Here is a 23,579-nt window from a genome sequence, read left to right as displayed (position 1 = left end):
AGCACTCATTCGAAAGGCGACCAAACAAAAAGCATTAAACTACTAGGTAGTGGGTAAAGCGGACAGGGAGAGCCGTATTAGAGATCCTAGACAATGTCCAAATTAACTCAAACAAAGTGGTCGGGTGTGACGGGTACCAAAGCCATTTAATTGAATGAAGAGATGCTTTCCGATTAAGAAAAACCGATTAAACAGGTGATATTCGAACAGTTAATTCATTCGCCCCCTAGGGGGCACCCCCTTTATTCCCCTTTTCGGGGAATATTCAACTGATTATTTTGAGGGATTTTCAATTGATGTTGACATTATAACAGAACTTGTCGCGCGCGCCCGATTCTTGAAGATCAATAATATTATTAAAAGCTGTTAAAGCCGGCCCGAGCTTATAGAAACAATTGTGCCCTTTAGTTTATTAAGCTTATAGGCGTATGAATCATTTAGATCTAGAACAGAATGAGATTAGAGAATAGTTTAAGTTGAAAGTAGGTCTTAAAAATGCTTGAGAATGGGAAAATATCTGTAAGGCAGTTTACGATATTGCTTATTTTATTCATTGTTGGCGGCAGTATCTTAGTTGTACCATCACAACTTGCCTCGGAAGCGAAACAGGATGCTTGGATCGCAGCTATTCTCGGCCTCGTATTGTCACTGTCCTTGGTAATGTTATACAACGCTCTCGGCAGCCGTTTTCCTGACATGACTTTAGCACAATATAGTGAGGAGATTTTAGGTAAATGGATAGGAAAAGTCGTTTCCCTTCTATTCTTTTTTTATTTTTTTGAGCATACAGCCGGATTGCTTCGATTAATAGGGGATTTTATGACAACGCAAATTATGCCTGAGACACCAATTCAAGCCATACATATTATTTTTTTATCCATTATTATTATGGGTGTAAGACTAAGAATTGAACCGATTGCTCGTGCATCGGAGATTTTCTTTCCATGGTTTATATTGCTTTTTTTTATTTTAGTGATTTCGATTTCCCCGCATATTGAGGTTGAAAAAATACAGCCTATAGGTGAAGAGGTAAAACCCATTGTTTCAGGTGCTTTTCAATTTCTCGGCCTTCCTTTCCTGCAACTTGAAGTGTTTTTAATATTATATCCCTATATCAACCGAAAAAAGGAAGTCAAAAAATTCTATTTACTTGGTACACTGATCGGTGGTGTGTTTTTAATTGTCATCACATTTTTAAGTATTGCAGTTCTTGGTGCTGATCAATCCACAAGACAAATGTATCCAAGTTATTCATTAGCAAGAAAAATAAATATTGGCGACCTTTTCCAACGGGTCGAAGCGATCATGGCATTCATTTGGTTTATTACGGTTTATTTTAAGATGGCGATTACTTTTTATGCTTCTACTTTAATATTTGCACAAACGTTCAAACTAAAAGATTATCGTTTTTTGACTTTTCCTTTGGGTATCATCATAATTGTTCTTTCTATTGTGGACTTTCCAAATATCGTCTATTTCAAACAATTTATTAAAACGATATGGACACCTTATTCCTTGACTTACGGACTTTTTCTTCCATTAGTTTTGTTAGGGGTGGCCATGCTAAGAAAAAAGAGGGGGAATTCTGGTTCGTACTAAGCATCCAATGTTCGATAAATAAAGAAAACTGTTTTAAAAAAATTGCTTACTGATGTTAAACAACTTGGAACATTAACGTTTTTGCTCTAGCCCCTTTATTCCGCAATATGGTCCTTTAATGGAATATCATTATATTATTTTCACCATAAAAAGCCCCTTTAGACAAAGGACATCCAAAGGGAGCAATGCTTCGCATCTTTTTTATAAACGTCGTGACTTTATTTTAAACATCGCGTCTTTTTAACAAACATCGCGACTTTGTTTTAAATCTACAACTACGGTGAAGTGCAGTCTATCCAAAATATGTATGTTTAATTACCTACAAAATAGGGTACATCATAATTCAAAAAGGATTGAGACTATGGATCAAACGAAAAAAATTGAATTTGACAAGGATCCCTACCACGCTCTCGTTACTGAAATTCTTTCCGAGGTGTATGATGCGTTACAAGAAAAGGGATATAATCCTATCAACCAAATTACTGGTTACCTCCTTTCAGGTGACCCTGCTTATATTCCTCGTCATAAAAATGCAAGAAATATCATTAAAAAAATTGAACGTGATGAGTTAATCGAGGAAATCATCAGAACATACCTAACCAAGAATCACTAGCAAATTTTTACATAAAGACCAGAAAGAGGGGGAACCTTGGTGTTTCCCATAGCACCCCAAATGGTCACCTACTGTAGAAGTGGCAAAAAAAGTATTGGTGAAGAATTCTTGCTATCCCCTTATTAAACTAATACGGAGATATTTCATTTCTGTTTCCCTAATTTAGATACAGGGATAGATACAGGGAGTTCAGTTAAAGAAGCCGTAAAGGACATACCTGATTCTGTTAGGGGCAGTACCAGCGAAGCCACCCGCAAAGTAATTACAAAAATTGTAATCATTGATATAATGATTCTTAAGGTTCACAAGTTCCGATTTTATTATCGAAACGGAACTATGTTAAAAATACGTATCTAAACCTCTCAAGCAAACATTCAATTTTCTAATCAAAAAATTCCGAATCAATACTTCGATTCTAGGAACTTTTTCAGCGAAAAAGGTATTTTATGTAAAACATCTGACGGACTAGAGCAGCAACCCTGTAATTACCCCTAATAGGGTTATAAAGGGCAGTTGAAATGAAACATAATTTCTTTTTTAAATCAAAAAACACCTAGATTTCAAGTGAATTTAGGTGTTTTTTGTCCAAAATCTAAGAAGGTGTAGTATCAGCTCGTTAACTAAATCATTTACTGTCACGGATTTTTCCTGTTTTTTTTGGTTGTTTTTCCTGTATTTTTCAAATAGTTCCCAAGGAATAATCTCTCCCACTGCACTGGCTCCTTTTCTTTCAAAAATCTATATCAATAATCTATGTAAGAGATGGACAACTTGTAACGGCAGTTTCAATATGTGAAAAAAACTCCCGTTCTTCGCGGGGGCAAAGAGGTATAGATTATTAGCTGATACTAGGATAACAACTTTGAGTTAATCTTCGTATGAACATTCTATGAAACTATTACTGAGTTAGTATAGACAAAACTAGGAGGCTATACGTTTGTTATTCATAGAGTATAAAATTCAGTGATTTTGAGTCCGTACTCCAGTTTGTGTCACTCACCATTATTGAATTTAATAATAGTGGTGATTACTTTGCTGAAACGTTTACCTCTAAACATAAAGTATACCTTGTTAACCTCAGGGAGGCTGGAAACTCTTAAAAGGCATCAGAATCCTATTAGTTCTTGGACATTTGCTGTACACTTCCACCGGAGGAATGATTGGGTTAATATACGCAACTTAAAGAATTACACCTGGACAATAAACAAAAAAATGGTTAACGACCTTCGTAAACAATGCAAACTTCAAGCAATCTAAACTAGTTGATACCAAATCTAATAAATTCGAAACTAGTTGAGCTACATTTTCGGTATCGGTTTGTGTTTGACTTAATAATTTAATTGTCAAATTTAAGTCGAGGATTTTCTTCTTGGCTTTTTTTGTTCTTCCTAGTCGTTAGTCTTTCCAATTTGTCATCCACCTTCATAAAATATGGTATCGACTAAAAAGGTGGTGATATTATGAGTGGTTTCGGTAACTTCGGTGGCGACTTTGGTCGCAAAAGAGATAATAATGGCTTTGCGTTAATTGTAGTATTGTTTATCTTGCTTATTATTGTTGGGGCAGCCATGTTTGATGATAAAAAGTATTATTAATTTAATGACAAATAAGGAGACAACGGAATTTAAAACGTTGTTCTCAGAATCGCTGTAGTGAGACATGCTTCTTTTTTGTTAGGTAAGAACTTCTTTTTATCATTAAGGGGTAACGACATGGCGTTACCCCTTAATGGAATAAGTACTAATCTGTTATCACTTAATTTATTACTGGGACAAATCCTCAACAAAATTAGTAATGTCCTCCAAGTCTATCTCGTTTGAAGTGAGCTTCTTTCATAATTGAAATAAAAAAAACGATATCCTATGGCTATCGTGGAAAAGAGAGAGTGCTGGAGATCTATGATTTGGGTAAAGGGTTAAATATTAATAATCACGCTTATCATCCTCAACGAAAGCTACCCCAACAATAATGAGTAGAATAAACAACACAACAATCAATGCAAATCCAGAACCACGTCCACCATAACCTGACATATTTTTCACCACCATCAACATTTATTGAAAGAGTTATCCTCTTCCCTTAGTATGCTATGAAAAAAATCAGCAGTGGACAGGACTATTGTATTGGTGAATAAGTATATTTTTGATATGTTATTGTTATATTGGAATCTTTTTATATTCTTCGATAGCCTTCTTTGAAAGCCATTCAATAAAGTTTTTTTCATCTTCAAGTAAAGGCCGGTTTAAGGTTATTTGGAATTCGATAGCAAGCCTTCTATACAAACCCTCAAACATTGTTTGATCTCCCATTTTTAAGCCACCTTTCAATATTTGTTCAAAGAAGAGGGTTTACTTAAAATTATCACTTATTGAATATATGTAAGTGCTGCTTTTTTAAACCATAGTTTTTCTGACAGTTAAAATGATTCTTTAATTCAAAGATGAGATCAATCGGAAAAAGCCGACCTCTAATTAGGCTTATTGATGAAATAAATAATCGATAGTCATAGGGATAGACCCTTCAATCTAATTTTCTAAAGGTACTATCGCAAAGTCTATTTTGCCATGCATAGCATCTTCCATGCATTCGACGATAGTAGGGTATGGTTGAAGAATTTCATTGGGGAATACCTTTTGCGCCGCTAATTGTAAAATGTTCCACTTGGACCTCAAAAAGCCGACAGAATTCATAATATTCTTTCCTCCTATATGTAAACTTTAATCAATACCAATACAGCGCTGTAATTTTTCTATTAGAGATTAAAATCGTCTGATTTGCTTTTTAACTTATTCATGAAGTTGTTGAACTCAGGAATATTCATTTGTTGAGCAGGGTCAGATAAAGCTATAGGGGGATCAGGATGGACCTCTGCCATGACTCCATCGGCTCCTATAGCAAGTGCTGCCCGAGCAGCAGGAAGGACTAAATCTTTTCGTCCAGTTGAATGAGTTACATCCACAAATACAGGCAAGTGTGTCTCTTTTTTGAGAATAGGAACTGCGGTTATATCAAGTGTATTTCTAGTAGCTCGTTCGTATGTTCTAATCCCTCTCTCACAAAGTATGATTTGATCATTTCCTTTTTCAATGATATATTCGGCAGCATACATGAATTCTTCAATTGTTGCAGACAATCCACGCTTTAATAAGATTGGCTTATTTACCAGTCCTGCTGCTTTTAATAATTCAAAATTCTGCATATTTCGTGAACCTATTTGAATCACGTCTACATAATCCATAGCTTTTTCCAGATCATTGGGATTCAGTATTTCACTGACCACCGCAAGATTATATTTATCAGCTACCTGCCGTAAGATCTTTAAACCTTCAAAGCCGAGTCCCTGAAAATCATATGGGGAAGTTCTAGGTTTAAAAGCGCCACCCCGAATTAAGGTTATTCCATGATCTTTTATTACTTTTGCCACACACCGGACCTGCTCCTCACTTTCAACTGCGCAAGGACCTATTACAAAATGTGGATTCCCATCACCAATCAGTTCATCTTTAATTTTGATGACAGTATTGTTTGGTTTTCGTTTTCTTGATACCAGAAGTTCTTTTCGGTTATCTCCTTCTTGTAGTTCCAAGCTTGCTTGGAAAATACTTTTGAAAATATGTTGAAGGGTAGGAGTGTCAAAAGGACCCTTATTGTTTTCAGCTATTAAGTCAAGAAGACTCCGCTCACGGACAGGATCAAAACGCTGTGTACCTTTCATCTTCTTGATCCTACCAATTTTTTGGGCAAGTACTCCTCTTTGGTTTAAAAGATCTAAAATTTTTAAGCTAAGTTCTTCTATCTCTGTACGTATTACTTCTAATTCATTTGACACAATTTTTCCACTCCCTCTAGTCTCGGTATTGATAATAGTTCAAGGCTTCCGAGTAACACATATGTAGAAGTTAACTAGTACTTCTTTCTGTGGATTTAATACAATTGACCACAAAAGCCTACTGCTACTGTATGTGTAAACAATAAAAATTGTGCAAGTAAAGGTGATTAACAATAAGCGAAACAAGGCTTTGATAATTGAAATCTTCGTTGTAGATATTTATTCGGAGAAATTCATTGAAGAGGTACAATCACGATTACTTTTTGTCTTTCATAGTTATAACTATCCTTGATCCAAGCTAAAATTAATACATTCCTACCTCAATGAATGCGTTATGAAATATGAAGTGTATGTCTAATAATTTTTCAAACTTCGATATAGAGAAATAGGTAGTATTAACAAGAGTTTCACAAGCCTTTCGAATTGCATTATTCCAAACCACGGTGAATAGATAGATCTGGACCACCCCCGCTTCATTTGACTTTAAAAAAGGAGTGCTTCTTAGCCGTAAAACCATAATTTTAATAACAGGGCAGGATGGTAAGCTTCTCCTCCACGAGCAGAATAGACATCCGTAATGGAAGGGAGGTCCAATTCATCTACAAGGCGCTGATCAACCGAACTAAGTGATTGTCTGGTACCCATTCGCTCAAATAAGACGGAACGAGTTCTCCTTGTTCTACGGAATAAGCTTTGAATTTTGCCATGTTGATTCCAAGGAGAGCCGTTTAAGGTTCTGACAGTTGTACGGTACCGTCTGCAAGTGTTGTGGCTGAAGCAGTTGTAGCATGGGAACTTCCAAAAGCTGTTGTCGAACAGTTCGGAAATGACCAAATGGAAGTGATCAGAGAAAACGTTAAACTCCATAAAAACAACACGAGGTTGTTTTATTAAGTTCATCTATAGATATTCATCTAAGTTTGCGAGTATTGATTCATTTAAAAAAAGAGCAAGGGTGGAGAAGTAATGAAGGTAAAAAACAATTGTTGACATTAAAACCATATGTTCCTGGAAAATCAATTGAAGAGGTAAAAAAGGAAACTGGTTTAACAAAAATTGTGAATCTAGCATCGAATGAAAATCCTTTTGGTTGTTCTGAAAAAGTATCTGAAGCATTAAGTGCTTTCTCTAAATATGCACATTACCCCGATAGCCGGGCTCGACAATTGAGAGAAAAGGTTGCAAACCATTTAGGCGTTAAACAAAATCAGCTTTTATTTAGCAGTGGTTTAGATGAGATGATTCAAATAATTAGTCGATGTTTATTATCCGAGGAAACGAATGTCGTTATGGCTTCACTTACTTTTCCACAGTATCGTCATCATGCCATTATTGAAAATGTGGAAATACGTGAGGTTCCCCTTAAGGAAGGACGTCATGATTTAGAGGGAATGCAAAAAGCTGTTGATGAACGTACAAGCATCGTTTGGATCTGTAATCCGAATAATCCGACAGGAACTTATGTCAATGAGAAAGAGCTACGTCGCTTTTTGGAACAAATTCCAAAAGATACACTTGTTATCCTAGATGAAGCCTATTATGAATATGTTACGGTAACCGACTTTCCAGAGTCGATAAGCCTCATACGAGAATATAAAAATTCACTCGTGTTACGAACGTTTTCAAAAGCATATGGACTTGCTTCATTTCGAATAGGTTATGCTATTGGGAATGAAGTGCTTATGGAGAAATTGGATGTTTGCAGACTACCATTTAATACTTCTAGTTTCGCACAGATTGCGGCACAAACAGCCTTAACAGACAATACATTTGTAAAGAGAAGTTCATTGGTCAACCAAAAGGGACTACAACAATACTATTCCTTTTGTGATGAATACAACGTCCAGTACTATCCATCACAAGGAAACTTCATATATATCAAGCCAGATAAAAACTTAGAAGAAGTTTTTCAATATCTGTTTCACAGAGGATATATCGTTCATCCTACTAAAGGTGGGATTCGGACCACAATAAGCTCTGTTGAGGATAATAATGGTATTATATCGTTATTAACAGAAATGCTTATAGAAGATTAGATGGTGCTGGAGTATCACTTGTGGTGGTGATAGAAAATGAACATAAATCGGTTAAGTATAATCGATTCATATAGGTTTAGTTACCCTAGAAAATTACTTAAGCAAAGTCGATTTGGGTCGATACAGGATATAAAGGGTCTATTGCCTTAAAGCCAATCTTATAAAGTCAAATAGTGAAAGCTCTGATAGGATATCATCCGTATTTTAATTTGCTGGGAATAATTAATAGAATGTTATCCAGTGACCATAACCTCTGAATATAAACAGAGGATAATTGGATAAAAGCATTAGTATATAAAACAAAGGGCTTCTTTTTTGAATCCACCTGGATCTAATGACTATCTTGGTGCACTATATAGACGTACAGCATCTCGAAAAGAAATGTATGTAGACTTAGTTGAAGATTACTTTGATAAACGAAGACAGCAATCTATTGTTCGGTATTCTCTACGAAGACTTGAAAGCTTAGGTTACACCGTATCTATAAAGAACCAGAAGCCTCTAGATCCAATCCACTTACGAACGAATTAGGCGCTCTCCCCTTTTTTAAAAATGTATGAACTGCGTCTTCTTTAGTATTGCCTTCTTCTCGATGTTACAGAAGTGAATTTAAAGCGGATAAATCCAAAAGAAAATTTTAAGGAGATTTGGAAAAATAATCTCTCCAATCTTTTTTCACAGTAATAATATTGAAGTACCTGACTTCTAGTTTTTTAAGAAAGAAGTTGAAAAATGGGTGGTGGTGTAATGAGAGCAATCTATATAACAGGCTTTATGGCAGTAGGGAAGACGTCCATCGGAAATGAGCTCGGAAAAGTGTTGGATCTACCTGTCATTGATACCGATCAATATATCGAGGAAAAGCTAGCGTGGGACATACCTTCGATCTTTGAAAGGAAGGGTGAGATGTATTTCCGTGACGAGGAACAGACAGCCCTCCGTGAATTGCCAAGAGAGAATGTCATTATAACTACAGGTGGAGGGATGGTACTCCGAAAGGAAAATCGATGTTTCATGAAGGAGAATGGCTATGTAATTACACTGGAATCTTCGGTCAATACCATTTTCAATCGTCTTCATGATGATTTATCGAGACCACTTGCTGCCGGCAAAACGAGAAGGGAGCTTCAAAAGCTGTTTAAACAGAGACAGCCTTATTATCATGATGCAGATTTGATTGTTGAGACAGAAGGGAAAAGCATCCCAAGAATTGCACCAGAAATTGTAGGTTGGATAAAAACTCAGATGTTGTCAAAACGGAGTACTGATAGAGGATGTTCAAATAGCCCCAAATGATAAAATGCGAATTTCTTCGTTCCTTGAAAAAGATGCCACGTCGTTCTCGAATTCATTAGATTTTCCATTTATGCCCATTGATAATCACCTCCCCTTTACTCTTATAATATGTGATCTGGTATTCTAGTATTAACGTGGATATTTCCTTGATTGTGTTGTTTAAAGTACTTTTTTCCGCGTGTACTCCGTTCGAAGCCGATTTTGAACAATTGTTTTATTGAATTCGATTGTTATTGTGACGAATTTGACCTTAGGTGGTAATTCAGGGGTGCTGTCATAGCCACAAGTTACATACAAAAGGAGGGTGTATTAAATGCATCCATGGCGTTGGTTTGGAAAGAAACGATGTATGATTTTACAGTAACCAATAAGCACTACATACAAGTATCTCGATACTTCAAAGAATTGTTGGATCACCCAATCGGAAGTCTATTTTCGATGGAGAGCGGGAAATATGAGTCATTGGTTCCATTAAAGTAGGGGATGATATCGCTTGTTCCTTGGCGCAAATCGTGAACTGATTTACATCAAAGAACCGGAGAGGGTTCAATCAAGGAAGAAAGCCTCAAACGAAACGGCGAGGAACTAGAAAGAGCTTCAAAAACATCCATATAATGAAAGTCTGAATATCTATTAGAATGCAGTTACATTAGTTGTTATATTCAATTAAAAATGGTATCGAGAATAAGTTTAGACATAGATACCCCCTGTTATCATTTTAAAAACAGGGGATAGAGATAGTGTGTAATTCAAGAGGTTTGGGTATAAGATATAGTATGAAATTATTCCTAATGATGAGTAGGCAGATGATAGGAGATATGAAAGCATTTTTGCATGAGTTTTGAATTTAAGCCAAAATCTGAATAAGTTTATAGCCTGATGGGGGCATGTACAGTTTTGTTTTTTTAACAAAAATATGTTACACACTTAATCGTATTAAAGAATGTCTGAATAGTATAAAACAAAATAAACAAAGGAGGAATAATAGAATGCCAAAATCAAAAGAAAAAAATGATAAATGGGAGCAGATGGATAAAGCATCTCGGTGGTTTAATTGAAACCCAAATGGTTGATCCATGGGATTCTTTATGGGGATTATCACCTAAAACACAAGGTGAAGTAATAATTTGCGAATTTCATTTCGATGATTCTTCATAGTCCGTGAGTTCCAAGAATAATGATTATACATATCCAATGGGATCCTTAGCTGCCTAGCAATAAAATCAATTACTGTTTTAGGAATGTCGGTTAGTTTTGAAGGAAATCTAGCTTCAAGTTGAAAATATTTCATAAGAACAGCAAAGCCGAGCTGTGTATTCAAATATTTGCTTTCAACTAACTTTTTTTCAGGTTCTATCAATGTAAAATGATCGATCAATTCATCTAGTTCCCAATGTTTTTTCATAAAATAACCTCTCCAAAAAATAATATCAACTTCCAACTTCTTATTGGTTTAACATCAAGGGATTATTCCAATAAAATACCTTCAATGGACAATATTATATTTTGTTTTTCAGAGATGCATTTTATATTATCCAAATACTTTTTCTACTGCTTGCTCCAAGTCTTTCATGGAGGGCGCTGCATATCTTCGTGTGACATTTACATCGTTGTGCCCCATTAATTCGGCTACAGTTGCAATATCAACACCAGAGGAAACAAGTTCCCTTCCGTAAGTGTGACGTAACATATGTGCGTGAATACCCAGCTTTTCGAAGATCCTTTGAACTGCCCGATCGGATATCCGTTTTTTAAAGTTAGAGAGAAATAGTGCTGGATCATCGTCCTCACGAATTTCTAAGTATCGACGAAGATGGTACCGTGCTTCGGATGGTAACGGCACGGTACGGGCAATTCCACCTTTCCCATCACGTACGACCACATTGCCGGATCGCTCTCCCATATGTACATCATTCCGGTTTATAGCCGTTAATTCAGAAACACGTAAACCTGTATAAAGCAGCAGATAAGCAATTGCTATCGAGCGAAGGTTGCCAGATCTCTCTAGTTCACGAAACATACGGTTGCGATCACTCCGAGGCAATGATTTAGGAGAAATATGCCTGGTATGGCGAATCTCAGGACGCTGGATGTTTTCAACCAGATGACATTGCCCAAAGTACCGGGCATAAGCTATAATAGCACTAAATTTCGGATTCAAGGTGGTTGCTTTATTCCCTCTATCTTGTAAATGTTTGATATATTGCTGGACATCATAACGGGTTAATTGTTCCAAATCGCTGCCTTCAGATTGTAGCCAGTTATCAAAATTGTTTATATGTCTCATATAATCTTTAATTGTTTTCTCTCTTTTTCCTTTTTCGAAAAGATAGTTTTTAAACCCATCGAGTTCTGTGACACTTTTTTCACCATTAACGACCCTCTTTTTTAATTATATGAGTCTATTATAACGAAAAAGTGACGCAGAAGACCTCTTATATGCTACTTTTATATTTAAGTAATTTTTGAACTAATTATATCTTTGACTGTATTTTTACGCGATCCGTTACCTCAAGCTGAGACCCCTTTGGATATCCAAAGGGGTCTTTTATAAAATATGTAATTAGCATTCAATTTTTCCTAAAATAAAAATTTTACCATTTTTTGGGCAAATTGCACTTCATCGTAGCGTTGCTGGTTTTACCCCTAATATAAGGGGGTTTTTTTGATACTTATGAGGCATTTTCACTATTATAAACGTTTATTTTTTTGAATGTTGTATCAATTTTTGTTCCCTTGAATATATTTAGGTTTGTGGGTAAAGGATTGTAGGAGGTTAAATAGCCATGAGAAATGAAAAAAGACGAATCAAACATGGTAAACATGATGTACTGTCTGAGAAGTTAAAAAAAGACAGTAAACCCTCATCTTGTTACAAAGTCATACAAAAAAATATGAAGGATTCAAACGATTATCTATATGCGGTTGTTACACCCGTTAATAAAATGGATTAGTTCTTATAGAGGTAGAGGAGAACTAAGCTGCGATAAACCGCAAAACACCATATTGATCAAAAAATAAACCCCCCTGATTTCAACGTGTTTTTTTTTGATAGCAACCCAGTTGCTTCCCCGATTAGGGGTCACCCTAAAAAGTTATATGTTTAGTCACATTGTAACCGGTTCCTGTACGTTAGGAGCCGGTTGTTTTTTTCTTGTTTTCATCTTTTTTTATAACGGAACAAGAGACGCTATATTAAAGCCCAGAATGGATATATTATAAATGTTGTTTTCCATAAATGAGAAAAAAGGAGAAGGGATATGAAATCTTCTGGAGCAAGATTCGAAAATTTGTTAGGGATCAATCCTAGAGCAGGCATAAAAAAGAGATCGATTATTTGAATCAATCTTTTGCAAACCCCATTATACATAGGCAAATACATGGGGATAAAGTATATGTCCCCTTAAATCTTGATCGAGTTTGGAACCAGGTAAGATAGTTTAAATAAAAAGCAGGAATACCCCCCTGCTTTTTATCTTTTAGTCATACGAATTGAAGCAAACACCATTCGGCCACTTCCTGAACGGTTTCCGAAATGTTCAAGAGACGAGGAACTGTCAATCCGAGGAATAAAACCTAATGGAAATGGCAAATATAAACGGCTGTTCTCAAGGAAAAAATATGGTCGAAGTTTGTCAAGAAACTGATACTCAGAACGGCACATAGCCATTGTGTAAAAAGTGTAATCGCATAATAGAAATCGATCAGTATGCCTGTTTACCAAGCCTTATAATATTCCTAAGAGTTCAGAACATAATTATTTTATTGCTTTTTCCAACTGTTTGACCAAATTTTGAAGTGTCAGTATGTGATGAGTGACAACTTGCATCTCCGTCTCTAATATATATAAATCGATGTCAGTGTGGTCAAATGAGTTCATCGTATGCAGTATGTGTTTTGACTTTTCTTCCAGTACCTTTATTCCCTTTTTTTTAATCTCAATTACCTCTTTCACGTCGAAATTAACCATAGTAATCCTCTCTTATACTCTGTACGCGAACATGTTCAGGCTTGGCCAATAAAGACTTCCACTCGTGAAAAGGAATCCAACCTAAAAAAATGTACATCAATTTATGTAAAGTATTATGAAATCAGAAGAAAAATTTGAATGGTCAGAAAGCTAAAATGTTCTCTGCTAGTATTTCGGTACAGTTGTATTCGCTTAACAAATTTAATTGCTGTATCATTTATTCCGCCCTGTTTTAAAAAAGTGAACCCTTACATATATTCATATTGGGGTTAATTGAGCCTAACCACTATTAAAAACATAGGTAGGTGCTTAAACTTGGAAAATCAGATGTTTGAAGCTATATACGAGAGGTTTATTATTGAGTTTCAACTAAGGTTGAACCGTCCCTTGTTTGACGATGAGAAAAAGTTTATTGAATGGGTTTCAATGAAGGCTATCGAAGAATATAAAAAGATTCCAATATAACAATAACATATCAAAAATATACTTATTCACCAATACAATAGTCCTGTCCATTTCTGAATATTTTTCATAGCATACTAAGGGAAGAGGATAACTCTTTCAATAAATGTTGGTGAAAAATATGTCAGGTTATGGTGGACGTGGTTCTGGGTTTGCGTTAATTGTTGTGTTGTTTATCCTACTCATTATTGTTGGAGTAGCTTTCGTCAAGGATGATAAGCGAGATTATTAATATTAAACCCTTTACCCAAATCATAGATCTCAATTTACTCTCCCCCCTTCAACGATATCCACAATTTATATAAATTGTGGATATCGTTTTTATATTTTAATTAGAATAAAGTAGGGAGACCTCTCTCAAGGCTTCCCCCTTATTAAACCGCACGTGACCTATTAGGGGTATGGCAACCATTCTTGTTTTTAAAGGCCATAAGACATTCACTTCCAATTCAAGCTTACAATGAGTTAATCTTCTCCAATATTTTTTACGACTTGGATTGGTGTAAAGTAAAGTGGTGTGAATATTACTATGGCCTGCTATCGCGGCCACTTCATGAACATTCAATCCCTTTTCCAAGGCATTCGAACAAAAGAAATGCCGCAAGTCATGAGGTGAAATTGGTGGTTGGATTCTAGCAGCTTCACTGTACTTAGCAAAGAATTTAAAAACAGTTATTCGAGATAGCTGCCGGTTACTGCATCTTTAAAAGCATCCCATATCGCAAAAAAATAAAAACGCATAATTTTTGAAGATTTTAAGAATTTAAAATCTTCAAAAATAATTAATGCAACGCTAGTGTGTTCAAGTATATCATTAAAACTTAAGCCGGATTTCCTTAGCATGGGAAATTCCGGCTTAATCAATCTTAATTCCTAGTCTATGAAATCCACGTTTTTATGAGAGATTCCCCATAAATGGTGATCAAACAAAGTGTTTAAGCCTTTCTTTGTGGTTCCTCTTTAATCTTATCTTGAGTATTTTCTATTTTCCACGTGCATGAGCATTGGTTGCTGACACAGCCTTCTGCACAAGCTTAATAAAAGAACCATTCTCCAAAACTTCAACTCCAGCGGCCGTTGATCCTCCTGGTGTAGTCACCTGATCACGTAGTTCATTCGCTTCTACACCACTCTCTAACATCGCGGCAGATCCACTAATCATGTTTGTTACTAATTTTCTCGCTTGGTTTCCGCTTAATCCATATGCTACTGCAGCTTGTTCCAATGCTTCACCGAAGAGATAGAGGAAAGCAGGAGCACTTCCCGTAATCGCTGTTAAATCATGCACTTGTTCTTCGGTTAATTCCTCGAACTCACCAATCGATTCTAATAGGTGGTGTATAATTCCACGTTGTTCCGCATTTACAAAGTGTCCACATACGTATGTCGTCATCGATTTTTGAACTTGAGCAGCTGTATTCGGCATTATCCAACATACAGGTGTACTTTCTGGTAATTTTGATTCCATATAGGTTGGGTCCACTCCGGCTGCAACCGTTACAAATAATTTATTGAAATCAACTGAAGATAACACGTCTAAAATTGCATCGTGTGCTTGGGGTGGTGCTGCAGATACGATGACATCCGCTTCACTAATGACGGATTTCCAGTCGGTTGTTGTATGTATATCATATTTTTCAGCTAATTCAATCAATCGGTTCTCATCTGATCGATTTGCTACCGTAATTGTTGAAAACATTGATTGACTTTGATTCGTTAACCCAGAAATGATTGCTTCAGCCATTCGACCAGCACCAATCATTAATAAACGATATGATTTCATTTCTTCCACTTCCTTTCACTTCATTAACGTATCAGATTAGGCAAGAGAATGAAAGCAGACGTTATTAAGGCTTGTTCAGACAAGACTATAGATTTTCTAAATTATGTAACCTCTTCATCCCGGCAAACGTCTTAGGTACAAAAGAGGGGGACGTACAATGAAAAATTGGTGGTTGTTTTGTGGTGGACTTGTACTCATCGTGATGATAGGAATCGGTGCTTATCAATACTCCCAAACGAAGGTAATAAATGACTGGTCAGACGGAAAACAGAATGAACCGTCCGTATCACCTTCTATTGTCGTCAATGAAAAACTTCCGACAGTTGATACGAAACAAAAGCTGAACGATTATTTTTTACGAATTTTAAAGGAGGAGAAAAAGAGCCGAGGCTGGTTTTCTACCAAAGAATCTTTACGGGGCGGTACTTCTACGAATGAATCGATGGCTATGTCTGATACTGCAAAAACTGGAATTAACACCAATCAAAACTATTCAAAAACAAACAATCAGGTAGAGGGTGTCGATGAAGCAGATATAGTTAAAACAGATGGTTCGTATTTGTACCAAGTGATGAATGGTAAAGTAATCATTTCAAAGGTTATACCAGCAGATCAAATGAAAATGATGAAGACAATATCCTACAAACAACCTTTATTTTCACCTTCACAACTCTTCATTTACAAAGATCAGATGGTCGTTATCGGGCATAGCTATCCTACTTTAAAGTCAGATAGGAAAATGAGTAGCACTAGATCAATGATTGCACCAATGAATCAATCCATGAAGGCTATTGTGTATAATATCTCTGATCGGTCTGAACCAAGGATGATTCGCGAGATAGAAATTGAAGGTTCTCATGTCTCCGCACGTCGAATCAATGAGTTTGTTTATCTCGTATCGAACACTCACCCTAACTACTGGATACTCGAACAAAACAAGGATATTGATTTAAGGCCAAAGGTTTCCGATTCAGCGGTTTCAGATCAAACAAAGCCGATTAATTTTGAAGATATCCACTATTTCCCGCATTCAAGGGAAAACAATTATACGATCATCACTACATTTAATCTTGAAAAACCAAAAGAGGATGCAACCTTCACTACATATCTCGGAAGTGGCAGGGATATGTATATGTCAGCGGAAAACCTATACCTTGCTGTGACATCATACAAGGACATTCCAAAGGATCCCAGGAAGAACTTTTCACCTAATACATCGATTTATAAATTTGCGATCGATAAAGAAAAAGTAACATTTAAAAGCTCAGCGGAAATTCCAGGTACTGTTTTAAATCAATTTTCAATGGACGAACATGAAGGTAATTTTCGAGTCGTTACTACAAAAGGGCAAACATGGAACGAAAAAAAACCTTCCGATAACAACCTCTACATTTTAGATGAAAATTTAAAAACCATTGGAAAGATTGAGGGCTTGGCGGAAGGAGAGCGGATCTATTCTGCTCGTTTCATGAAAGACCGAATTTACGTTGTGACCTTTAAAGAAGTTGATCCACTTTTTGTCATTGATGCAAGTACCCCAGATAACCCCAAAGTTCTTGGAAAACTGAAAATTCCAGGCTTTAGTAACTATCTGCATCCGTATGACGAAAACCATGTCATCGGGTTCGGTCACGATGCGAAAGTAGACACTGGAAATGACTTAAGTATCGGACCAAGGGTTTTAACACAAGGGGTTAAAATATCCCTTTTTGATGTAAGTGATGTGAAAAATCCAAAAGAGAAATTCACCAAAGTCATTGGCGGTAGAGGGACATATTCACCCTTAAGTCATAATCACAAGGCCCTGCTCATCCATAAAAACAGGGATTTGTATGCCTTTCCAATCTCGGTTTACGATGACATAAAAGGCGACGAACAAGATCAGAATTTTGTTTTCCAAGGTGCCATGGTGTTTAACATCGATTTAAAAGAAGGAATCACATTGAGAAAGAAAATTTCGCACATAGATGGCAAGAATCCGTATGAGGAGCAGAATGGAGAGATCAAAAGGTTGATATACGCCAGAGAAAATTTGTACGCCATTTCACCGACGATGATTACAGCGCATGACATTAACAATCTGAAAAAGGTTGGAGAACTGGCTTTAAATGTAAGAAAAGCGCAAGCGCCCTGCTTAGCCACGAAGGTCACTGGAAGACCGACGAGGAGGCTCGAACCAAACTCTGTTTGGTCCTGCGTGGGAATACACATGATGTAAATCAGTGTGTTGCCGCTGCAGGAGGCCTGAAGTGATCCAAGTGGTTGGGCGCTGAAGCTGGACATTACATCATGCCGCAACCTTTTATACTTTCTTTACTCATAAGAAAAAGGAATATGCACCTCCTCAAAACATATTTATTATTAACTGAAGAATAAGAGGGGGAAGAGCTATGTGGTTCCTTGTGTTAAACATCTTTGTCATGTTTTTGCTAATTCTCGGCCTCTATCATTTGCAAAAGAAGCATGTCTCATTTTCAAAACGTGTATTTTCAGCGTTAGGACTCGGAATTGTTTTTGGTCTCATTTTACAAGCCGTATATGGGTCGACTTCAGAGGTAATCAGCCATTCGGTTGACTGGTTTAACATTGTAGGAAATGGTTATGTCAAATTACTGCAAATGATTGTCATGCCGCTTGTTTTCATTTCTATTCTTTCGGCATTTACAAAGATGAAACTGAAAAACAATGTTGGGAAAATAAGTGGATGGATTATTGCAATATTAGTAGGTACAACAGCCATTGCTGCTGCAGTTGGAATCGCGACAACGTTTGGTTTTAATCTAGAAGCGATTCAAATTGAGCAAGGAGAAGCTGAAACTGCTCGCTCACAACAACTTGAAGAAAGATTTTCCCAAGTTGAGGATTTAACATTACCCGAACAAATCTTAAGCTTGCTACCTGCAAATCCATTCTTAGATTTTACCGGTGCAAGAGCAACATCAACAATTGCAGTAGTGCTGTTTGCAGCGATTGTAGGATTAGCCTATCTTGGAGTTCGTCGCAAAAATGAAGAGCAAGCAGATTTCTTTGCGAAGATCGTAGAGACCCTTCATACCGTTGTTATGAGAATTGTAACCTTAATTATCCGACTCACACCTTTTGGAGTACTCGCATTAATGACCCGTGTCAGTGCAACGAGTGACTATGATGCCATCTGGAAGCTAGGAAAATTTGTTGTTGCATCCTATGTAGCATTACTAATTATGTTTGCAATTCATTTACTTCTCCTAACGTTTTTTGGTCTTAATCCAATCACCTATGTTAAAAAAGTGCTACCTGTTCTCACATTTGCCTTTACGTCCCGGACGAGTGCCGGTACATTACCACTCAATGTCCGTGCACAGACGAATGAACTTGGTGTGTCAGAAGGGACGGCCAATTTCGCTGGATCCTTTGGACTATCGATCGGTCAAAATGGTTGTGCTGGTGTCTATCCTGCGATGTTAGCGGTGATGATCGCACCGACTGTTGGAATTAATCCATTAGATCCATCGTTCATCATCACATTGATCGCTGTTGTAGCGATTAGTTCTTTCGGTGTCGCAGGGGTCGGCGGGGGTGCTACCTTTGCTGCCATTCTCGTTTTATCTGCTATGAATTTACCAGTAGGATTGGCGGGCTTACTCATTTCAATTGAACCACTGATCGATATGGGGAGGACCGCAGTTAACGTAAGCGGGAGTATGACCGCCGGTGTTTTAACCGATAAAATTACTCATGAATTAGATCAATCGGTATACGATACACCGACTCAACATGCAGAAGTCTAATACTTTCGAAGGTATCTGAAGATAGAAGAATCACTCATAAGGGCTAATTCAAAAGTTCGTAATAGAATCTTTTGAGTTAGCCTATTTTTCACGTTAAGAAAGTATAAAAATACTTTTTATAGTATAAGGGCAACTAAAGCTCAACCTGCGCCATAGGCTTGGCCGTGCCAAGTTTTCTTTACCCTTTCTATTATCGGAACTTGGGACAATTCTTTTGTACCATTAATAAAATATTTTTCCCCTCTCATACCAAGCGCTTGGATGGGTCATGATAAGTAGTGTGATTAGAAGAAAGGGAGGATTCACATGAAAATCAAAAAGGATACAGTATATCGGATCAATAAGCATGCGCTCGGGAATTTCAATTCTGCAGAAACTCTAAAAGTCACGTCTCACAGTAGAAGTATTGTTCAATTTACATTGGATGAAAAAAGAGGGTATGGTTCAATGCCCATTCAACACTTACGTTACCTCTTAAAGAAAAATGAATTGTCTGAAGTGATTAATGAAAAATTAATGGATGCTGGTAGTTGATTTAAGTACGAAATAAACAACCCACACACATCTTAAATAAGAACTTCACTCGTATAATACGTTTTAGTTGAATCAATTCCGACTATTTATGTATGCTTTATATATCATAGGAATAAGAGAAGGTGGAGTGAATTATGGTGTGGGATGTACATAAGCCTTTTATAAAAAGCGAACGCCAGCAAAAATTATTCAATAAGGTAGAGAAATTATCGGAAAAGACTAGGAATCGATCTGAAGAAACAGACCGACATGCTTCCTTCTCATTGGAAAATTTACGAGATCTAAAGGAAGCGGATTATCATAGCTTAACGTTACCTGAACAATTTGGGGGTAAGAACTTATCATTATATGAATTTGTCCTTTTGCAGGAAAGGTTAGCAGTAGGAGACGGTTCAGTTGCTTTGTCGATCGGTTGGCATCTAGGTATTGTGATGGAGTTGCGCGATGAAAACCGCTGGACGCCTGATGCATTTAAATGGATAGCTAATGAGATTTGTACAAATAAAAAAGTATTAAATCGAGCTGCCACTGAACCTGCGACGGGAAGTCCTACAAGAGGAGGAATTCCAGAAACACGAGCAGTTCTTAGTGGAAATGGCTACCTCATAAGCGGACGTAAATCATTCACTACAATGGCAGATGTGCTCGATTATTATATCGTCTCAGCTTTTATAGAAGATAAAGAGAAGGTTGGATGGTTTATCGTAGAAAGAGGTCAGACTGGAGTTAATATTGAACACACATGGGACACTCTCGGAATGCGAGGAACGGGTAGTGATGACCTTGTGTTAACGAACGTAAAAGTTATTAAAGATCGTCTCATTGAAATTAATAGTGAGAAAGAGAATAAGTCTTTCCCGAAAGGATGGCTATTGCACATACCTGCTTGTTATCTAGGGATTGCAATTGCAGCCCGAAACGAGGCGGTCCAATTTGCTAAACATTATCAGCCTAATAGTCTCAATACACCCATTTCGTCTGTTCCACATATCCAGCAAAAAATCGGGGAAATGGACCTTGAGCTCTTGAAAGCCCGACATTTTATGTATTCGGTTGCCGAAAAATGGGATCAACAACCAGATCAACGAGGGAATCTTGGGCCAGAGCTTGCTGCAGTCAAAACAATCGCAACCAATTCGGCTAATCACGTGGTTGATTTGGCAATGCGGATTGCTGGGGGAAGAGGCCTTTCCAAAAAATCGAACTTTGAAAGGTATTACCGAGATGTAAGAGCGGGACTGCATAACCCGCCAATGGATGATTCTGTCATCCAAATGCTCGCTGGGCGAGCAATAGAAGACTAAATAAATTTTAGGGGTCCCACGAAGGTCACTGGAAGGCCGCTGAGGAGGCTCGAACCAAACTCTGTTTAGCCCTGCGTGGGAATACACATGATGTAAATCAGTGTGTTGCCAAGCAGGGACTGCAGTGATCAAGGGGTTGGGCGCTGGAATTAAACAGTGCCTCTTTGCATCAAAATTTTATACATTCGTGTGAAAAAGAAGTAGCCACCCTAAGCAGCAAATGCTGGGATGATTACTTCTTTTCTCGTGGATCCCTTGTAAATTGGTCAAACCAGTGATCCAGAAGTCAATAGTTTGACCACATGTTTGTTCCAAAAATCATGTAAGAACGTTTTTCTTTAAATTATGATTTAGATGAACACCTCTATCTTGAAAAGCTTCTTGTTGCAGCAGTAAGCCGTATGTATCTGGGCGGCGGTCACGCATAAACTGAAGCAGGTTACGAGCGGAATCGATTTCCTGTAAATCAATATCTTGAATAAGAATTCCTTCTTCATGATCAAGGAATTGGATAATTTCTCCTAATGGATTACTAATGAAACTCCCTCCGTAAAATGTCATATCGTTTTCTTGCCCCACGCGATTAACGGCTGCCACGAATACACCGTTAGAAATACCATGTGCAGAAATAGCCTTTTCCCATGATTTACGCGTTGATACTTCCGGATGATCTGGCTCAGAACCAATGGCAGATGGATAAAACAAAATATCTGCACCTTGCAATGCTAGAATTCTTGCCACTTCAGGAAACCATTCATCCCAACAAATCCCGATACCTATCGTACCATAGCGTGTTTTATAAATTGGATAACCAGTATTACCGGGTGTGAAATAATATTTTTCATGATACTGTGGGCCGTCTGGAATATGGTTTTTTCGAGTCGTACCAAGATAGGAACCATCTGCGTCAAAAACAACAGCACTGTTATAATAATGTCCACGCCCTGCTTTTTCGTATACCGGTACAATGAGAACAACCTCTAAATCCTTTGCTAGTTGAGCTAATGAACGAATCGTTTCACTGTCCAGCGGTTCGGCTATTGCATAGGCATCGACAGTTACCGTCTGCGGAAAGTACTGAGCGTTAAACAGCTCCTGCAGGCAGATGATCTGTGCTCCTTTTTCTGCGGCTTCCTTAATCTTATCAACTGTTTTGCTTACGTTTTGTACAATATCTATTCCGCATTGAAGTTGAATTAACCCAATAGATACTTTATTATCGTTCATAGAAAATTCCTCCTTAGTGGATTAAGTATTATGAATGAGCTGGTGTACAAAGACTGTTCCAATAGGGAGCAAGGATCTTTTCACATAATGTAACAGCCTCTACTAAATCGTATGTTATCGGTTGATTTGGAATGGCATGAGGGTCGTGGAAATCTACTTCACAATCCATCAAGCCCTCAATCACGCCGAGAGTCGCAATCGGTAAATATGGTAAGCTATAGCCACCTTCTTGTAGAACTACTAAACGTCCATCACAAATCTTATCAGCTAGTTCACGTACCGCTTTTGCCATACTACGAAATCCTGGACGCATGACCATCATACGTGACAGCGGATCGAGTCCACTTGGGTCTTGCCCTGCTGAAACAAGAAGTAGTTCCGGTTGATATTCATTGATAATAGGCTGCACAAGTCTTTCAAAGGTATATAAATACCCGGCGTCTCCGGTACCTGAGGGGAGTGGAATATTGACATTATATCCTTTCCCTGCCGATACGCCTAGTTCATCAACACTACCTGTATTTGCCGGAAAGTATCCTGCTTCATGAACGGAGATGAAAAGTACATTGTTATCATGATAAAAGATGTCCTGTGTACCGTTACCGTGATGCACATCCCAATCTAGAATGGCCACACGTTTTAATTTTAACGAATCAATTGCATAACGGGCTGCAACGGCAACATTGTTATATAGACAGAACCCCATTGCTTGATCTCTACTCGCATGGTGACCTGGTGGGCGAATGAGTGCATATACTTGGCGAATTTCTTCGTCTTTCATGGCAATGTCTACTGCTTTAATGGCACCACCTGCAGATAATCTAGCAATTTCTTCTGAAACATGGCAACCATATACTTCCGGACCAAGTATACGATCACCCTTTTGACAAGCTTCTTTTAAGTGAACAATATGACGTTGGCTATGTACCCGTAGAAGATCAGTATCACTTGCTGGATGTGGTCGAAATGATTTCATCTTGGTCAATAGTCCACTTTTATCTAACATCTCTTTAATGTATTGGGCACGTAAAGGGTTTTCGAATTCATTACCCACATTGATGGTTTTACCCCCTTTAAATGAATAGACTTGATCTCCAGTTTCATGGCGTAAATAATCTTCATGAAAAACAAATCCTGTTGGCTTCATAGATACAAG

At 37.4% G+C, this 23,579-nt stretch carries 25 protein-coding genes and 3 pseudogenes; 16 read left to right on the top strand and 12 right to left on the bottom strand.

Annotated elements, in window-relative coordinates; genetic code table 11:
• Positions 1-495 precede the first annotated feature (495 nt).
• The 4 genes and pseudogenes from NON16_RS03065 to NON16_RS03050 all read left to right on the top strand — a co-directional run bounded on the left by NON16_RS03065 (position 496) and on the right by NON16_RS03050 (position 3,807).
• Positions 496-1,599, top strand: a complete 1,104-nt coding sequence (locus NON16_RS03065) for a GerAB/ArcD/ProY family transporter (RefSeq protein WP_257346991.1) — start codon at positions 496-498, stop codon at positions 1,597-1,599.
• Positions 1,600-1,951: 352 nt separating this feature from the next.
• Positions 1,952-2,212: an IreB family regulatory phosphoprotein gene (locus NON16_RS03060; protein ID WP_372508738.1), complete on the top strand. Its 261-nt coding sequence runs from the start codon at positions 1,952-1,954 to the stop codon at positions 2,210-2,212.
• A 982-nt stretch (positions 2,213-3,194) separates the two neighbouring features.
• Positions 3,195-3,313, top strand: a pseudogene (locus NON16_RS03055) (alpha/beta fold hydrolase); the annotation flags it as partial.
• Positions 3,314-3,672: 359 nt separating this feature from the next.
• Positions 3,673-3,807, top strand: a complete 135-nt coding sequence (locus tag NON16_RS03050) for a YjcZ family sporulation protein (RefSeq protein WP_257346987.1) — start codon at positions 3,673-3,675, stop codon at positions 3,805-3,807.
• A 327-nt stretch (positions 3,808-4,134) separates the two neighbouring features.
• Here NON16_RS03050 and NON16_RS03045 read toward each other — a convergent pair whose 3' ends face one another.
• The 4 genes from NON16_RS03045 to NON16_RS03030 form a co-directional block, all read right to left on the bottom strand.
• Positions 4,135-4,245, bottom strand: coding sequence for a YjcZ family sporulation protein (locus NON16_RS03045; protein WP_257346985.1), 111 nt, complete (start codon positions 4,243-4,245; stop codon positions 4,135-4,137).
• Positions 4,246-4,368: 123 nt separating this feature from the next.
• Entirely contained in the window at positions 4,369-4,521 is a 153-nt protein-coding gene (locus tag NON16_RS03040; protein ID WP_257346983.1) for a hypothetical protein, read from the bottom strand.
• A gap of 216 nt (positions 4,522-4,737) precedes the next feature.
• Positions 4,738-4,902, bottom strand: a complete 165-nt coding sequence (locus NON16_RS03035; protein ID WP_257346981.1) for a type 2 periplasmic-binding domain-containing protein — start codon at positions 4,900-4,902, stop codon at positions 4,738-4,740.
• Between the two features lie 62 nt (positions 4,903-4,964).
• Positions 4,965-6,044 carry a bifunctional 3-deoxy-7-phosphoheptulonate synthase/chorismate mutase gene (locus NON16_RS03030; RefSeq protein ID WP_257347232.1) on the bottom strand — a complete coding sequence of 360 codons (1,080 nt, stop codon included), beginning with the start codon at positions 6,042-6,044 and terminating at the stop codon, positions 4,965-4,967.
• A 732-nt stretch (positions 6,045-6,776) separates the two neighbouring features.
• On the opposite strand from NON16_RS03030, the pseudogene NON16_RS03025 reads away from it, so the two are divergent.
• The 5 genes and pseudogenes from NON16_RS03025 to NON16_RS03005 all read left to right on the top strand — a co-directional run.
• Positions 6,777-6,935, top strand: a pseudogene (locus NON16_RS03025) (chorismate synthase); the annotation flags it as partial.
• Positions 6,936-6,973: 38 nt separating this feature from the next.
• A complete protein-coding gene (gene hisC / locus NON16_RS03020; RefSeq protein WP_257347230.1) occupies positions 6,974-8,077 on the top strand; it encodes a histidinol-phosphate transaminase in 1,104 nt (367 codons plus the stop codon).
• Positions 8,078-8,392: 315 nt separating this feature from the next.
• On the top strand, positions 8,393-8,608 hold the full coding sequence (locus tag NON16_RS03015) for a hypothetical protein (RefSeq protein ID WP_257346979.1): 216 nt from the start codon (positions 8,393-8,395) through the stop codon (positions 8,606-8,608).
• Between the two features lie 216 nt (positions 8,609-8,824).
• Entirely contained in the window at positions 8,825-9,373 is a 549-nt protein-coding gene (locus NON16_RS03010) for a shikimate kinase (RefSeq protein ID WP_257346977.1), read from the top strand.
• Between the two features lie 321 nt (positions 9,374-9,694).
• Positions 9,695-9,853, top strand: coding sequence for a hypothetical protein (locus tag NON16_RS03005; RefSeq protein WP_257346975.1), 159 nt, complete (start codon positions 9,695-9,697; stop codon positions 9,851-9,853).
• 622 nt (positions 9,854-10,475) lie between these two features.
• Here the strand turns inward: NON16_RS03005 and NON16_RS03000 are convergent.
• The 3 genes and pseudogenes from NON16_RS03000 to NON16_RS02990 all read right to left on the bottom strand — a co-directional run.
• Complete coding sequence (locus tag NON16_RS03000) at positions 10,476-10,778, bottom strand: DUF4158 domain-containing protein (protein ID WP_257346973.1); 303 nt, start codon at positions 10,776-10,778, stop codon at positions 10,476-10,478.
• 126 nt (positions 10,779-10,904) lie between these two features.
• The gene (locus tag NON16_RS02995) at positions 10,905-11,534 is read right to left on the bottom strand and encodes a tyrosine-type recombinase/integrase (protein ID WP_372508737.1); all 630 of its coding nucleotides are present in this window, start codon (positions 11,532-11,534) and stop codon (positions 10,905-10,907) included.
• Positions 11,508-11,711: pseudogene (locus NON16_RS02990) on the bottom strand (site-specific integrase); the annotation flags it as partial. The pseudogene NON16_RS02990 and the gene NON16_RS02995, both read right to left, overlap by 27 nt.
• Before the next feature lie 448 nt (positions 11,712-12,159).
• On the opposite strand from NON16_RS02990, the gene NON16_RS02985 reads away from it, so the two are divergent.
• A complete protein-coding gene (locus NON16_RS02985; protein ID WP_257346972.1) occupies positions 12,160-12,327 on the top strand; it encodes a hypothetical protein in 168 nt (55 codons plus the stop codon).
• Between the two features lie 803 nt (positions 12,328-13,130).
• On the opposite strand, the gene NON16_RS02980 is transcribed toward NON16_RS02985, so the two are convergent.
• Positions 13,131-13,343 (bottom strand): hypothetical protein, encoded by a 213-nt coding sequence (locus tag NON16_RS02980; RefSeq protein ID WP_257346970.1) that lies wholly within the window; start codon positions 13,341-13,343, stop codon positions 13,131-13,133.
• Between the two features lie 315 nt (positions 13,344-13,658).
• On the opposite strand from NON16_RS02980, the gene NON16_RS02975 reads away from it, so the two are divergent.
• Together NON16_RS02975 and NON16_RS02970 are read left to right on the top strand one after the other, a co-directional pair.
• Entirely contained in the window at positions 13,659-13,808 is a 150-nt protein-coding gene (locus NON16_RS02975; RefSeq protein WP_257346968.1) for a hypothetical protein, read from the top strand.
• 118 nt (positions 13,809-13,926) lie between these two features.
• Entirely contained in the window at positions 13,927-14,037 is a 111-nt protein-coding gene (locus NON16_RS02970; RefSeq protein ID WP_257346711.1) for a YjcZ family sporulation protein, read from the top strand.
• 96 nt (positions 14,038-14,133) lie between these two features.
• Here the strand turns inward: NON16_RS02970 and NON16_RS25425 are convergent, their stop codons facing one another.
• Both NON16_RS25425 and proC read right to left on the bottom strand, forming a co-directional pair.
• Positions 14,134-14,481, bottom strand: a complete 348-nt coding sequence (locus tag NON16_RS25425) for a tyrosine-type recombinase/integrase (RefSeq protein WP_372508736.1) — start codon at positions 14,479-14,481, stop codon at positions 14,134-14,136.
• Between the two features lie 306 nt (positions 14,482-14,787).
• On the bottom strand, positions 14,788-15,588 hold the full coding sequence (gene proC / locus NON16_RS02960; RefSeq protein ID WP_257346965.1) for a pyrroline-5-carboxylate reductase: 801 nt from the start codon (positions 15,586-15,588) through the stop codon (positions 14,788-14,790).
• Positions 15,589-15,745: 157 nt separating this feature from the next.
• Here proC and NON16_RS02955 point away from each other — a divergent pair, with 157 nt between their 5' ends.
• The 4 genes from NON16_RS02955 to NON16_RS02940 all read left to right on the top strand — a co-directional run bounded on the left by NON16_RS02955 (position 15,746) and on the right by NON16_RS02940 (position 21,196).
• Complete coding sequence (locus NON16_RS02955) at positions 15,746-17,806, top strand: beta-propeller domain-containing protein (RefSeq protein ID WP_257346963.1); 2,061 nt, start codon at positions 15,746-15,748, stop codon at positions 17,804-17,806.
• 172 nt (positions 17,807-17,978) lie between these two features.
• Positions 17,979-19,358 carry an L-cystine transporter gene (locus NON16_RS02950; protein ID WP_257346961.1) on the top strand — a complete coding sequence of 460 codons (1,380 nt, stop codon included), beginning with the start codon at positions 17,979-17,981 and terminating at the stop codon, positions 19,356-19,358.
• A gap of 306 nt (positions 19,359-19,664) precedes the next feature.
• Positions 19,665-19,892, top strand: coding sequence for a hypothetical protein (locus NON16_RS02945; RefSeq protein WP_257346959.1), 228 nt, complete (start codon positions 19,665-19,667; stop codon positions 19,890-19,892).
• A 134-nt stretch (positions 19,893-20,026) separates the two neighbouring features.
• Entirely contained in the window at positions 20,027-21,196 is a 1,170-nt protein-coding gene (locus tag NON16_RS02940) for an acyl-CoA dehydrogenase family protein (protein WP_257346957.1), read from the top strand.
• Positions 21,197-21,514: 318 nt separating this feature from the next.
• Here the strand turns inward: NON16_RS02940 and NON16_RS02935 are convergent, their stop codons facing one another.
• Together NON16_RS02935 and NON16_RS02930 are read right to left on the bottom strand one after the other, a co-directional pair.
• Positions 21,515-22,423 (bottom strand): carbon-nitrogen hydrolase, encoded by a 909-nt coding sequence (locus NON16_RS02935; protein WP_257346955.1) that lies wholly within the window; start codon positions 22,421-22,423, stop codon positions 21,515-21,517.
• Positions 22,424-22,451: 28 nt separating this feature from the next.
• Positions 22,452-23,570, bottom strand: a complete 1,119-nt coding sequence (locus NON16_RS02930; RefSeq protein WP_257346954.1) for a class II histone deacetylase — start codon at positions 23,568-23,570, stop codon at positions 22,452-22,454.
• Positions 23,571-23,579: the final 9 nt, after the last annotated feature.

It is taken from the genome of Pseudalkalibacillus decolorationis (genome assembly GCF_024609785.1).
Taxonomy (GTDB): Bacteria; Bacillota; Bacilli; order Bacillales; family Fictibacillaceae; genus Pseudalkalibacillus; species Pseudalkalibacillus decolorationis.
Note: the sequence above shows the minus strand (reverse complement) of the source record. Positions and strands in the feature narration are given on the sequence as shown.

Excerpts from the sequence above, each read along its gene's own strand:
- NON16_RS02940 (WP_257346957.1), top strand. The coding sequence starts at position 20,027 with ATGGTGTGGGATGTACATAAGCCTTTTATAAAAAGCGAACGCCAGCAA.
- NON16_RS03065 (WP_257346991.1), top strand. The coding sequence starts at position 496 with ATGCTTGAGAATGGGAAAATATCTGTAAGGCAGTTTACGATATTGCTT.
- proC (WP_257346965.1), bottom strand. The coding sequence starts at position 15,588 with ATGAAATCATATCGTTTATTAATGATTGGTGCTGGTCGAATGGCTGAA.
- NON16_RS03000 (WP_257346973.1), bottom strand. The coding sequence starts at position 10,778 with ATGAAAAAACATTGGGAACTAGATGAATTGATCGATCATTTTACATTG.
- NON16_RS02945 (WP_257346959.1), top strand. The coding sequence starts at position 19,665 with ATGAAAATCAAAAAGGATACAGTATATCGGATCAATAAGCATGCGCTC.
- NON16_RS03050 (WP_257346987.1), top strand. The coding sequence starts at position 3,673 with ATGAGTGGTTTCGGTAACTTCGGTGGCGACTTTGGTCGCAAAAGAGAT.
- NON16_RS02950 (WP_257346961.1), top strand. The coding sequence starts at position 17,979 with ATGTGGTTCCTTGTGTTAAACATCTTTGTCATGTTTTTGCTAATTCTC.
- NON16_RS02955 (WP_257346963.1), top strand. The coding sequence starts at position 15,746 with ATGAAAAATTGGTGGTTGTTTTGTGGTGGACTTGTACTCATCGTGATG.
- NON16_RS02935 (WP_257346955.1), bottom strand. The coding sequence starts at position 22,423 with ATGAACGATAATAAAGTATCTATTGGGTTAATTCAACTTCAATGCGGA.
- NON16_RS02930 (WP_257346954.1), bottom strand. The coding sequence starts at position 23,570 with ATGAAGCCAACAGGATTTGTTTTTCATGAAGATTATTTACGCCATGAA.
- NON16_RS03040 (WP_257346983.1), bottom strand. The coding sequence starts at position 4,521 with ATGGGAGATCAAACAATGTTTGAGGGTTTGTATAGAAGGCTTGCTATC.
- NON16_RS02980 (WP_257346970.1), bottom strand. The coding sequence starts at position 13,343 with ATGGTTAATTTCGACGTGAAAGAGGTAATTGAGATTAAAAAAAAGGGA.
- NON16_RS03005 (WP_257346975.1), top strand. The coding sequence starts at position 9,695 with ATGGCGTTGGTTTGGAAAGAAACGATGTATGATTTTACAGTAACCAAT.
- NON16_RS03010 (WP_257346977.1), top strand. The coding sequence starts at position 8,825 with ATGAGAGCAATCTATATAACAGGCTTTATGGCAGTAGGGAAGACGTCC.
- NON16_RS03045 (WP_257346985.1), bottom strand. The coding sequence starts at position 4,245 with ATGTCAGGTTATGGTGGACGTGGTTCTGGATTTGCATTGATTGTTGTG.
- NON16_RS03035 (WP_257346981.1), bottom strand. The coding sequence starts at position 4,902 with ATGAATTCTGTCGGCTTTTTGAGGTCCAAGTGGAACATTTTACAATTA.
- NON16_RS02970 (WP_257346711.1), top strand. The coding sequence starts at position 13,927 with ATGTCAGGTTATGGTGGACGTGGTTCTGGGTTTGCGTTAATTGTTGTG.
- NON16_RS02985 (WP_257346972.1), top strand. The coding sequence starts at position 12,160 with ATGAGAAATGAAAAAAGACGAATCAAACATGGTAAACATGATGTACTG.